The sequence below is a fragment of the Paenibacillus sp. FSL R5-0341 genome (assembly GCF_037975235.1).
GTDB classification, from domain to species: domain Bacteria; phylum Bacillota; class Bacilli; order Paenibacillales; family Paenibacillaceae; genus Paenibacillus; species Paenibacillus amylolyticus_A.
This window is the reverse complement of sequence record NZ_CP150241.1, coordinates 5,802,099-5,814,312: the sequence shown is the minus strand read 5'-3', so window position 1 is coordinate 5,814,312 and position 12,214 is coordinate 5,802,099. Positions and strand designations below refer to the sequence as shown.

11 protein-coding genes are annotated in these 12,214 nt (G+C 43.8%); 9 read left to right on the top strand and 2 right to left on the bottom strand.

All coding sequences use genetic code 11. The features are described from left to right. Positions 1-60: 60 nt before the first annotated feature. The 6 genes from MKX75_RS26250 (at position 61) to raiA (ending at position 4,515) form a co-directional block, all read left to right on the top strand. On the top strand, positions 61-450 hold the full coding sequence (locus MKX75_RS26250; RefSeq protein WP_339167421.1) for a flagellar protein FlaG: 390 nt from the start codon (positions 61-63) through the stop codon (positions 448-450). A 16-nt stretch (positions 451-466) separates the two neighbouring features. Next, positions 467-2,041, top strand: coding sequence for a flagellar filament capping protein FliD (fliD, locus tag MKX75_RS26245; RefSeq protein ID WP_339167420.1), 1,575 nt, complete (start codon positions 467-469; stop codon positions 2,039-2,041). A gap of 29 nt (positions 2,042-2,070) precedes the next feature. Continuing rightward, positions 2,071-2,463, top strand: a complete 393-nt coding sequence (fliS, locus tag MKX75_RS26240) for a flagellar export chaperone FliS (RefSeq protein ID WP_339167419.1) — start codon at positions 2,071-2,073, stop codon at positions 2,461-2,463. Between the two features lie 22 nt (positions 2,464-2,485). After that, the gene (locus MKX75_RS26235; RefSeq protein ID WP_339167417.1) at positions 2,486-2,791 is read left to right on the top strand and encodes a hypothetical protein; all 306 of its coding nucleotides are present in this window, start codon (positions 2,486-2,488) and stop codon (positions 2,789-2,791) included. 541 nt (positions 2,792-3,332) lie between these two features. Beyond that, positions 3,333-3,530 carry a cold shock domain-containing protein gene (locus tag MKX75_RS26230; RefSeq protein ID WP_024631599.1) on the top strand — a complete coding sequence of 66 codons (198 nt, stop codon included), beginning with the start codon at positions 3,333-3,335 and terminating at the stop codon, positions 3,528-3,530. A 421-nt stretch (positions 3,531-3,951) separates the two neighbouring features. Continuing rightward, positions 3,952-4,515: a ribosome-associated translation inhibitor RaiA gene (gene raiA, locus MKX75_RS26225; RefSeq protein ID WP_047840659.1), complete on the top strand. Its 564-nt coding sequence runs from the start codon at positions 3,952-3,954 to the stop codon at positions 4,513-4,515. Between the two features lie 497 nt (positions 4,516-5,012). Here the strand turns inward: raiA and MKX75_RS26220 are convergent, their stop codons facing one another. Continuing rightward, positions 5,013-5,180, bottom strand: a complete 168-nt coding sequence (locus MKX75_RS26220) for a hypothetical protein (protein ID WP_188310506.1) — start codon at positions 5,178-5,180, stop codon at positions 5,013-5,015. Positions 5,181-5,267: 87 nt separating this feature from the next. Between MKX75_RS26220 and secA the strand changes: the two genes are divergently transcribed. The 3 genes from secA to MKX75_RS26205 all read left to right on the top strand — a co-directional run bounded on the left by secA (position 5,268) and on the right by MKX75_RS26205 (position 10,366). Beyond that, the gene (gene secA, locus MKX75_RS26215; protein ID WP_062837017.1) at positions 5,268-7,772 is read left to right on the top strand and encodes a preprotein translocase subunit SecA; all 2,505 of its coding nucleotides are present in this window, start codon (positions 5,268-5,270) and stop codon (positions 7,770-7,772) included. Between the two features lie 440 nt (positions 7,773-8,212). Beyond that, positions 8,213-9,326 (top strand): peptide chain release factor 2 gene (gene prfB / locus MKX75_RS26210; RefSeq protein ID WP_339167413.1). Its coding sequence is split into 2 segments (ribosomal slippage): positions 8,213-8,284 and positions 8,286-9,326, totalling 1,113 coding nucleotides; the frame shifts between segments, so codons are not numbered across the junction. Between the two features lie 131 nt (positions 9,327-9,457). Beyond that, positions 9,458-10,366 carry a YitT family protein gene (locus MKX75_RS26205; RefSeq protein ID WP_062837019.1) on the top strand — a complete coding sequence of 303 codons (909 nt, stop codon included), beginning with the start codon at positions 9,458-9,460 and terminating at the stop codon, positions 10,364-10,366. 244 nt (positions 10,367-10,610) lie between these two features. On the opposite strand, the gene cls is transcribed toward MKX75_RS26205, so the two are convergent. Then, positions 10,611-12,059 carry a cardiolipin synthase gene (gene cls, locus MKX75_RS26200; protein ID WP_076334006.1) on the bottom strand — a complete coding sequence of 483 codons (1,449 nt, stop codon included), beginning with the start codon at positions 12,057-12,059 and terminating at the stop codon, positions 10,611-10,613. Positions 12,060-12,214 lie beyond the last annotated feature (155 nt).

Below are 12,214 nucleotides of genomic sequence, written 5' to 3'. Positions count from 1 at the left end.
ATAACGAAGACCAATGACCGATATATATAATAAATCAAGCGTTCTTGGAGGATAGAGCACATGAATGTACAGTTTTCCTTCTCGGCATCCGGCGCATCTAACGGACAGCCCCGACCAGAAGTAGCTCCTGTTCAAAGTGCAAGTGAATCAATATCTTCAGCGTTAGCTATTAAAAATTATAAAGATCTGAGCACGAAAGAGAGCCAAGGTGCTAAAATTTCGGTTGCAGACGAACAACTGATCAAAACAATTGAACGTGCGGTACAATCTTTACAAGGCCCCGAGACTACTTTGGAAATCAGTGTACATGAGAAGACCCATGACATCATGGTGAAAGTGATGAACAAAGATACGGGGGAACTTATTCGTGAGATTCCACCAGAGAAAACGCTGGACTTGGTTGCTAAGATGATGGAGATCGCAGGTATATTGGTAGACGAAAAAATTTAATTATAGGAGGGCTTTCATGGTAACTCGTATTAACGGCTTCTCAGGCATGGACGTAGATAGTATGGTTAAGAGCATGATGACTGCCAAGCGTATTCCGTTGGATAAACTGAATCAGGAAAAGCAAATCCTTGAATGGAAACGTGATAGCTACAGGGAAATCAACAGTAAACTCGTAGACTTTCGTACGAACAAACTCATTGATAAGTATGGTAAAAGCGCAGCATTAAATACACAAAAAGCCGTTGTGAGTGGAAACACCGATGCTTTAAAAGCTGAAGCTTCGGCAAATGCTAACGGAATTGATATGAAAGTCAGTATTACGCAATTAGCAACCAAGAAAACAGTTGAAACATTCGGGCTCAATGCACCAGTAGCCAGTACCAAAACGTTAGCTGATTTGCAGATTATGAAAGAAGGAAAAGATCCAGCTACACTAACAGATGCTGATCGAACTGCCCTTAACGCCGAAGAGTTTAAATTCTCCATAAACGGTGTGAGCTTTGTAGATAGTAACGGTAAGTCATTGTTCACAGGATCTACGTCCATCGCTACGATGGTTGCTACGATTAATGGTAATGCCAAAGCTAACGTTACTGCCAAGTATGATGAGATAAGTGGGAAACTGATTATCAACTCTAAAACGAGTGGGACGGATGGTAAGGCAGATATTGTAGCGACTGATGATAATAGTTTGCTCGACCTCTTTAATCAAAAATACGTACCTGGAACAGACGGTCCTGACAAATATAAAACAACAAATGCCGTAGATGCTGAATTTAGTGTTAATGGCAGAGCTTATACGGACAAGAGTAATACCGTTACCATTAACGGTGTGCAGTTAACTCTTCAGAAAACGACAGCAGATCCGGCAGACCCGTCTAAGGACATACCTGTTAGCATTACGACATCGAGTGATACAGAAACTGCTTTGCAGACCATCAAAAGTTTTGTTGAAGATTATAATTCTTTAATCACACTGCTTAATGCCAAGTTGGACGAAAATAAATATCGTGACTTCAAGCCATTGACCGACGAACAAAAGACGGCAATGAAAGATACGGATATTACCAACTGGACTGACAAAGCTAAGAGTGGTCTGTTGAAAAATGATGACATTTTAAGATCAGCGCTTTCTAACATGAGAGGCATTATATCGGGGCAAGTTGTGGCTTTGTCTGAGATGGGGATTACAATGGGGTCCTACAACTCAGGAGGCAAAATTGTTCTGGATGAAGTCGTCTTGAAAAAAGCTTTGACTGAGAATCCTCAAAAAGCAGTTGATCTATTCCAGGGCACAGGCAGTGAGGCGAATAATGGTATCTTTGACAAGTTGGCGGACAAAATATCAGGTTCGTTGGATAGTCTCGTTACACGTGTCGGAACCAGTAAATTCTCAGCTGATCTCACAGTCAGTTACAAAGAAGAAAGTGCTATGGGTAGGAAACTCAAAGAGTACAATAGTCGAATTACTAATATGCTTACAATTTTGGAAAACACAGAGACTCGTTATTATAAACAGTTCACTGCGATGGAAACAGCAATGAACAAACTTAGTTCACAGTCGTCCAGTCTATTCTCTACCACAAGCTAAGAGAAATTTTATAATAGAGGGTGACCTAATTGATTAAATCTCCATATGAAAAATATCGTCAATCTTCCGTTCAGACTTCAACGCCAGCTCAATTGGTTATTATGCTGTATGATGGGGCAATCCGATTTGTAAAAGTTGGACTTGAGGGCCTGAATAACCAGGATATTGAGAAAGCCAATCATAATCTGGGGAAAGCGCAGACTATTATTAGTGAACTTATGTCCACATTGGACCAGTCATATGATGTATCCAAAAACTTGTTTGCTCTCTATGAGTATACGAACTATCTTCTAATCGAGGCTAATATTCGTAAGAGTCCAGAAAAAGCAGAAGAAGCCATTGGATATTTGACTGACTTGCGTGAAACTTGGATGCAAGCCTCTAAACTAGCCTCTACGCAGACTGAAAGTGCTCATGGATAAACTTATTGAGCGCTTGTCTACTATGACTCAGGAAGTCATTGAACGGATTGAGGAGACTTCCTATGAGGAACTGGAAACCTTCATAGAAGATCGACAACATATTGTGGATGCTATAGTTAAAGAGAGTGAGAATTGTCCTCTGGGTGTGAAACAAAAAGAGGAAGTTCATCGGATTTTGGCCTATGATAAAACTTTACTTGATCGTATGAACGCACTTCGGATCGAGGCTCAAGATTGGTTGCATAAGCGTAATCAAGCAAAAATGCAGCGAAATGTATATGAGACTGCCTATGCACCGGATAGTATGCTTATGGATAGAAGAAAATGATATATAAAGAGCAGGGCAGATCTCCTAAGATTTGCTCTGTTTTATTTTAAACATAGTCTGTTAATTCGTCTTATCTATAAAAATGAAGATTGTTTAAATTCATATTTTGATTCTCATATAAATATGAATTAATAGATTCAAGCAGACAGTGCCATGTTTTTAGTGATCTACTACTCTTTAGTACATTTCAATTTTCTCCTTATCCTAAAATAACTTCTTATACTAATTAACTATAATAGTAAAATTATAAATTTTTTAACTTTCGTAAATTTTGTTATTCACTCGTTATCTGAATAGTAAACTCTCATCCGAGTTTATATCATTAATACATCAAAAATAGACTTACCAACCCTCCAATTACCTGATATATTCAAGATATCCCACCATTCAACACATTCCCCAATTAATCTACAAAAAATTCCAAGAAAACATTTACTTTTCCAATTGACAATGGATAACTTTGGATGGTATTATCTGAATTGTGGGCAGAGGTTAAGGCCGAAAGCTTCACTTCATTTGATGACGAAGGGAATGTTAGTGCATGCAAGGTAAAGTAAAATGGTTCAACGCAGAAAAAGGTTACGGTTTCATTGAGACTGAAGATGGCGGCGACGTATTCGTACATTTCTCCGCAATTCAATCCGAAGGATTCAAAACTTTGGAAGAAGGTCAATCCGTAGAATTCGACATCGTCGAAGGCGCGCGTGGACCGCAAGCAGCTAACGTAATCAAATTATAATCATCCGGACAATCCGACCTACATATATGGTTAGATGGTTACCAAATTGAATTATCGCTAGCATCAGACTCCGGTACTTTCCGGGGTCTTTTTTTGTTCTAATAGATTCGAGATTAGAGGATCATTCGAGGAACATCATCTTAATGAATTTAATAGATTTAAGAGATAGATTGAAGTTCATTTTACATAATAGATTGAGCAAGCTCAAAAACGGTTAATTACATCATCAAGCGCCTAATAATTCATACCAAGTAAATATTCGATTATGGCTGAATATGATGAAATATCGCGAAATATGGCGTTATGCCTACGTTGGCAGATGTGGCTTGAACAGATGTCATTATTCGGTCACCGGGAGTTTTTACATGGCGCTTACATTCGTGTTATAATGAAGTGGCAAAGGAAAAAGGAGGAGTGCCCTATGAATTTAAGTATTCGAGGTCAACAAATCGAGGTTACTGATGCTTTGAAGGATTATGTCGACAAAAAGTTGAGTAGACTCGAGAAGTATTTCGATGCACCCCTTAACTCTGACGGTGCTGTTACATTGAGCACGACGAGAGGTTTGCATACGGTAGAGGTGACGATCCCTTTGAAAGGCATTGTGCTCCGCGCTGAGGATGAGAGCGACGATATGTACGCATCCATTGACTCCGTGGTGGACAAGCTGGAACGTCAGATCCGCAAACACAAAACAAAAATTAACCGTAAGTTCCGCCAGGAAGGCAGCCTGAAGACACTCTTCGTTGAAGATCCAACAGGTACTGTAGCTACAGCTGAACTGGATGCGGACACGGATGACGATGATCTGGAAGTTGTACGGACGAAACGCTTTATGTTGAAACCAATGGACGTGGAAGAGGCAATCCTCCAAATGAACATGGTTGGCCACAATTTCTTCGTATTCTCCAACATTGACAGTGAAGAAGTTAGCGTTGTCTACAAACGGAACGATGGTAAGTACGGATTGATCGAACAAGGTTAATCTTAACGTTAATAATAATGAACACAGGAACTGCAGTTTCCTGGATTAGACTTAACAAGAGCTTCCATCCCTTAGGGGATGGGGCTCTTTTGTGCGTAGAGGAGCCGGGAAATGACCTTTGGAAATAAAATGGTGAAACTATTCCCTATGCTGCTGCGTCTAATAGATAGTAAGAAGAATCACAAACTGTACAAGTTTACCACCAGATTCACATGATTACGAAAATATTCGCACACATGTATTCGAGAACTGGATATTGAGATTTTCATCCAAATTTACCATCAAAATTCGTTGACAGGGCGATCTATCCTGCAAAACGAAACATGACAATCGAAGGCTTCGGCTAACGACTATGATTTTTTGCACTTAAACTCGGTTTGATATGTCTCAGAAGTTCAAAGAAGTGTGCCGTGGCGTGTTGCGGCGGCCCTTACAAACTGTTACAATTTATGCAAAGAGAATCATTGTCCTGATGAGGAATTGTCAACGAATGATCGCTAATCATAATCAATGACAGGCACAGCACCATGAACATGATTCGCAAGGCTTGGACTTCGGCTAGTCTTTAATAACCGGATCCGTTTGAACACCGAATCAGCTTCATGAGGAACCCTTGGCAAGCCTGGAGTTGATTCATCCATATTACTTTTTATATTGTTTGTCACCCCCGGGCAAGTGGAGCAACATCCATCCGATGGTGTCGCATGGCGGCAACAGGGGGTCTATTCTGTTTTGCACGAAAGGGGTATACCATGCTAGGACTTGTCAAAAAGATCTTCGGCGACATGAACGAACGTGATGTTAAACGTCTGATGAAGACGGTCGATGTGATCAATAAACTGGAACCACAACTTCAGGCGTTGTCTGATGAACAACTGAAAGGCAAAACGGACGAATACCGTGCTCGTATTGAAAAGGGAGAAACGACAGATGAACTTCTTCCAGAGGCATTTGCAACCGTACGTGAGGCTTCACGCCGTGTACTGGGCAAACGCCACTACGATGTGCAGATGCTGGGCGGTATCGCTCTGCATGAAGGCCGTATTTCCGAGATGAAAACGGGTGAAGGTAAAACGCTGGTAGGAACACTTCCGGTATATCTGAACGCGTTGATGTCCAAAGGTGTACACGTGGTCACGGTCAATGACTATTTGGCACAGCGGGATAGCCAGGAAATGGGACAAATCTATGAATTCATGGGCATGACGGTAGGGGTCAACCTGAGCGGTATGGACCATGCTTTGAAACAACATGCATATGCATGTGATATTACGTACGGAACGAACAACGAGTTTGGTTTTGACTATCTGCGTGATAACATGGTGCTCTACAAAGAGCAAATGGTACAACGTCCATTGTTCTTCTGTATCATTGATGAAGTGGACTCCATCCTGGTCGATGAGGCGCGTACGCCGCTCATTATCTCTGGACAAGCTCAGAAGTCGACTGACATGTACTATGCAGCAGATCGTTTTGTGAAACGTCTGGTGCCAGAAGAAGACTTTACGGTAGACATCAAGGTGAAATCCGTAGCGTTGACTGAGGCGGGCGTGGCAAAAGCAGAGAAAGCATTTGGTATCGAGAACTTGTATGATCATGCCAACGTAACACTTAACCATCACATCGTACAGGGCTTGAAAGCCAACGTAATCATGCGTCGTGACGTAGATTATGTTGTCAGTGATGAAGAGGTTATGATCGTTGATGAATTCACAGGTCGTCTGATGTCTGGACGTCGTTACAGTGATGGATTGCACCAGGCGATTGAAGCCAAAGAAGGCATTGAAGTACAAAACGAGAGCATGACGCTGGCTACGATTACTTTCCAGAACTATTTCCGGATGTACCGTAAACTTGCGGGGATGACGGGTACAGCGAAAACCGAGGAAGAAGAGTTCAAAAAAATCTACGGTCTCGAAGTACTGCAAATTCCAACCAACCGTCCGAATAAACGCGATGATATGGCAGATGTCGTGTACAAGAGCATCGATGGCAAGTTCAAAGCGGTTGTAGAAGAGATCGTGGCACGCCACAGTAAGAATCAGCCGGTTCTGGTAGGTACAGTGTCCATCGAGAACTCGGAACGCCTGTCTGACATGCTTAAGCGCCGTGGTGTCAAACACCAGGTACTGAACGCCAAGTACCACGCAGAAGAAGCAGAGATTATTACAGGAGCTGGTCAAGCGGGTGCAGTAACGATTGCAACCAACATGGCTGGACGGGGTACGGATATTATCTTGGGTGAAGGTGTAGCTGAAGTAGGCGGCCTTCATATCATCGGTACAGAGCGTCACGAATCGCGCCGGATTGATAATCAGCTGCGTGGTCGTGCGGGACGTCAAGGTGACCCGGGTTCAACGCAATTCTACCTGTCACTGGGTGATGAATTGATGAGACGTTTCGGTGCAGACAATGTTTTGAACATGATGGAGCGCCTTGGTTTTGAAGAAGACCAACCGATCGAGAGCCGGATGATTACCCGTGCAGTAGAATCAGCGCAGAAGCGTGTTGAAGGTAATAACTTTGACGTGCGTAAAGTCGTTCTCCAATATGATGATGTCATGAACCAACAACGTGAAATTATATATAAACAGCGCCGTGAGGTGCTGGAGTCCGAAAATATTAAACAGATCGTTATGGATATGATCAAACCTTCCATTGAACGTATCGTTGAAGCTCATTGTGGTGACGATATTCCGGAAAACTGGGAGCTGCAGGAAGTTGCCGATTACATGAACAGCAAATTGCTGGATGACGGTTCGGTAACGAAAGATGATCTGTGGGGCAAGGAAGCAGAAGAGATTATCGAGTATCTGTTTGAGAAAGTTCAGAACAAGTACAATGCACGTGAAGAGCGAATTGGCGAAGAGATGGTTCGTGAGTTCGAGAAAGTGGTTGTGCTTCGTGCAGTAGATAGCAAGTGGATGGATCATATTGATGCAATGGATCAATTGCGTCAAGGTATCCACCTTCGTGCCTACGGCGGTACAGATCCACTGCGTGAGTACCAGTTCGAAGGCTTCGAGATGTTCCATCAGATGATCGCTTCGATTCAGGAAGAAGTAGCGACTTATGTGATGAGAGCACAGATCGAGAGCAATCAGGAGCGTCAAGCGGTTGTTGAGGAAAGTCAGATTTCGACAAGCGGTGAGCCTGCTGAGAAACGTCCAGTGAAGGTTTCTGACCAAATCGGACGTAACGATCCATGCCCATGCGGTAGTGGCAAGAAGTTCAAACACTGTCACGGTCAAGAGTAGAGCGATGGTTTTTATATACACTATAGTGTAATAAGTTGAACCTTGATTTTACACCATAACGGAGAGTGCAGAAGCAATCTGAAGAAGCGGAGCGTTCGCCTTTATCCCCGGATTTTTCCCTTGTAAGAGGGAATCAAGAAAATCCGGGGATAAGAGCGATCGGAAGATGCTGCTGTAATCGAAGTGACAAGGTGTAACATTTACTTGGTCAACTTAAATAGCATGACATGAATGGCTCCTCACAGCCGGGTATTCCATAGGATGAAGTAAGGATGCAAAACCGATTAATGGTGCATAGTTATAATCATATGACCATGATCACGGGAAAGAGATATACTGATACTTCAGTGATCTCAACACCAGGTTGGCTTATCTGATGCTTCGTCTGGAGGAATGCCCTGGATGCGGGGAGCTTATCTTAATGAAAAGAGGAATTGCACATGATCGATCCAAACGTGAAGCATGACCTGCGTGAAATAGGCAAGAAACTAACAAACCTTAGGGGGTCTCTTTGACTTAGATCTGAAGCAAGAAATGATCGGCAACTTTGAAGTGAAGATGTCTGCCCCGGATTTCTGGGACGATAGCGACAAGGCGCAATCCGTAATCGCTGAGTTAAATGCGGTGAAAGGATCTGTGGATCAATACACCAAACTCCAACAGGACTATGATGATGCAGTGATGATGATCGAACTGGCGGATGAAGAAGGCGACGAAGACCTCGCAGCCGAGATTGGTAATAGTATTACAGCGATCGTGAACAAGGTCGCAGAGTTTGAACTTCAGCTTCTCCTGAATCAGCCTTACGACAAGATGAATGCGATTCTGGAGCTTCACCCGGGTGCGGGTGGTACCGAGTCCCAGGACTGGGGACAGATGCTGCTTCGGATGTACACGCGTTGGTCCGAGAAGCGTGGCTTCAAGGTTGAGGTACTGGATTATCTGCCAGGTGATGAGGCGGGGATCAAGAGTGTTACGTTGTCGATCAAAGGACATAATGCTTATGGTTATCTTAAAGCCGAGAAGGGTGTACACCGACTGGTTCGGATCTCTCCTTTTGACTCATCAGGCCGTAGACATACGTCCTTCGTATCCTGTGATGTGGTACCGGAGATTGATGATACGATTGAACTGGACATCCGCACAGAGGATCTCAAGATCGATACGTACCGGGCGAGTGGCGCGGGTGGACAGCATATCAATACCACCGACTCTGCCGTACGGATTACTCACTTACCAACAGGTGTAGTTGTAACGTGTCAGAATGAACGTTCACAGATCAAGAACCGTGAGCGAGCGATGACGATGCTCCGTTCGAAATTGTATGAGCGTAAAATTGAAGAGCAAAAACAACAGCTGGATGAAATCCGAGGAGATCAGTCGGATATTTCATGGGGTAGCCAGATTCGCTCCTATGTATTCCATCCCTATAGTATGGTAAAGGATCACCGTACAAGCGTAGAGACTGGAAATACAGGCGCAGTAATGGACGGCGACCTCGATGCATTCATCGATGGTTATTTGCGTAGCCAGATTAAAGTAGAAACCGATTAAACTAAGTTCCTGTATGGACCCATACGTGTAGGCGTATGCTGGTGTGTACAGGAGCTTTTTTTGAATAATTTTATAGGGTAGAAAAAAAGAGCGAACAACTGATCAGTCACAACAAAGGAGAGCACGAGAACATGCAACAACGATCACAACTTCACAATAATCGCAAAAAGAGGATAACTAGCCTCATTCCACTCAATGGTCCATGGAGAAACGTCGTGGATACGATATCTATCATTTTAGGTTCGTTTTTAATTGCAGTGGCCTTTAATTTATTTTTATTACCGAATCAGATCGCTTCGGGTGGAGTGTCCGGGTTATCAATTCTAGGTAAGGAATGGCTTAATTGGGAGCCGGCATATACCCAATGGGCGATTAACATCCCACTTCTGATCGCGGGTTTTCTGCTTATTGGTAAGCAGTATGGTATTCGTTCAGTCCTGGGCAGTATAGTCCTACCGCTCTTAGTCTATCTCACAAAGGATTGGGCTATCCCAACAACGAATCCGTTACTTGGTTCACTGTATGGTGGAATAGGCGTTGGTCTCGGGATCGGAATTGTATACCGGGGTAGAGGATCAACAGGTGGCATGAGCATTCTCGCCAGGATCGTGCAGAAGTACAGTGGCCTGAGTTACTCCCTCTGTGTCGTTATTATGGATGCTACCGTTATTATCATGGCTGCTTTTGTATTGTCATTGGAGCAGTCCCTCTATGCGCTGATTGGGTTGTATGTTACCGGTAAAGTGATCGATGCCGTTGAGATGGGGCTGGGCTTCTCCAAGGTGGCATATATTATCTCCAACCAGACGGAAGCGATTAGCAAAGTGATTCTGGATGATTTGGATCGCGGATTAACGAAGCTGGAAGCCAAAGGCGGTTACACCGATGATCAACGAACGGTACTGATGGTCGTGGTTGGGCAAAATGAGGTGCCGAGACTCAAAGCGTTGATTCGGTCTGTGGACCCTGGAGCTTTTGTCATTATCAGTAACGCGCACGAAGTGCTCGGTGAAGGTTTTAAGCGGGGAGAACATGTGTGAATTAAGTATAAAATATAGTGAGTGAGCCATATAGGCACATTAGTTTGGAATTTCAAAAAAAAGCAGGTACATCCTTCTCTGAGATGACGGAGAGGGAGTACCTGCTTTTCTTTTTATTAAAAGTTCAACTTAACATAACACATAACGGAGAGGACAGAAATATCCTGAAGAAGTGGAACGTTCGCCTAAAAGCTTTCTGAAAGAAAGCTACTTCGGAAGCCGATTCGGTCATCGGAGGCCACCACTACAGAATTGGGGACAACAGACGGGAAATGGCTTCTTTGAAGCGAATGATCAGACTGCGTTTTTGGTATTCATCGAGCGTCATCTCCCGAGATACGTGCAAGTCGTGCTCAAAGGTTTGTACAAGTGCTGTCGCAATCGTTTCATCATACATAAATGCATTAACCTCAAAGTTCAAGCGGAAACTGCGGTAGTCAATATTGGCGGTTCCCACGGATGCAACCAAACTGTCAATGATAAGAGTCTTGGCGTGAATGAAGCCATTATCATATATAAATACTTTGGCGCCAACCTTCAGCAACTCACCGATATAAGATAACGTAGCCCAGTATACGAAAGCATGGTCGGGCTTATTTGGAATCATAATACGAACATCAATGCCGGACAGACACGCGAGACGAATAGCTTCGAATACACTGGCATCCGGGATAAAATAAGGCGTTTGAATCAGAATTGATTGTTTGGCCCCGTTAATCATCTTGAGATAACTATTCTTGATATGCTCGGTTTCTGCATCCGGTCCACTGGAGACAATCTGCATGGCAATCTTTCCTGTACCCTCGATATGAGGGAAATGCGCTGGAACATAGGGTGTGTCGTGTTGTTTGGACGCTTCATTCCAATCCAGAAGGAAACGGGTCTGCAGCGCATGAACGGCATTTCCCTGAATACGCAGATGTGTGTCCCGCCAATAACCGAACTTCGAGTTTAAGCCGAGATACTCATCTCCAACATTGAACCCGCCCGTGTATCCCAGGTTACCATCGATGATGACAATCTTCCGGTGGTTCCGGTAGTTCATACGCAAGTTGATCAGACTAAATTTGGAGGGGAAAAAGACTTCAACCAAACCGCCTGCTTCGCGCAATTCTTTGAAAAAGCGTTTTGATACCCGGCGCGATCCGAGCGCGTCATACAGTAAACGGACTTTAATGCCTTCCCGCGCTTTGCGGATAAGTGCATCCCGGATTCTTTTACCCAGACGGTCGCCTCTATAAATGTAATATTGCACGTGCACGTGATCCTTAGCCGCTTCGATGTCGTCCAAGAGTCGCTGGAACTTGTCTGTTCCGTCCGTAATGATCTCAACCGCATTATCCTCTGTCAGCAGAGCGCCATTCTGCTTCAGGTTCATATAAATCATGTCCTGACTACTCTCGGTTGCTTGGTTGCGGAAAGGGGTGCGGTTATCGTGCAACTGCGTGAGCTGGGCTTCAATACGTTCCTCCAGCCCGAGCTTCTTACGTTCTTTCCACTGGAAAAGCCGGTATCGGGTCAGGTTCTGACCTGTTAAAAGATAAAGTACAAACCCAAACACCGGAATAAAGTTCAAGACGAGCAGCCAAGCCCAGGAAGCGCTAGCATCCTTCCGTTCAAAGAAGACGACTGCTGCCGCAAAAATAATATTCAGGCCCAGGAGCACAATAAGTAAAATGGATTCGATATGCACTATAGTCCCCCACGTCTCATAATGACCATCATGAATCTATTCATATGTCCTTGATTAGCAGGTTAGTTATGAATGAGACCCTGATTGTAATGTTTCCTACTAATACGTATTTTAACAGAAGTATATCTATTCGTCCCGGATGAGAAAAAAAGATA

Excerpts from the sequence above, each read along its gene's own strand:
- MKX75_RS26250 (WP_339167421.1), top strand. The coding sequence starts at position 61 with ATGAATGTACAGTTTTCCTTCTCGGCATCCGGCGCATCTAACGGACAG.
- MKX75_RS26235 (WP_339167417.1), top strand. The coding sequence starts at position 2,486 with ATGACTCAGGAAGTCATTGAACGGATTGAGGAGACTTCCTATGAGGAA.
- secA (WP_062837017.1), top strand. The coding sequence starts at position 5,268 with ATGCTAGGACTTGTCAAAAAGATCTTCGGCGACATGAACGAACGTGAT.
- raiA (WP_047840659.1), top strand. The coding sequence starts at position 3,952 with ATGAATTTAAGTATTCGAGGTCAACAAATCGAGGTTACTGATGCTTTG.
- MKX75_RS26230 (WP_024631599.1), top strand. The coding sequence starts at position 3,333 with ATGCAAGGTAAAGTAAAATGGTTCAACGCAGAAAAAGGTTACGGTTTC.
- MKX75_RS26205 (WP_062837019.1), top strand. The coding sequence starts at position 9,458 with ATGCAACAACGATCACAACTTCACAATAATCGCAAAAAGAGGATAACT.
- fliD (WP_339167420.1), top strand. The coding sequence starts at position 467 with ATGGTAACTCGTATTAACGGCTTCTCAGGCATGGACGTAGATAGTATG.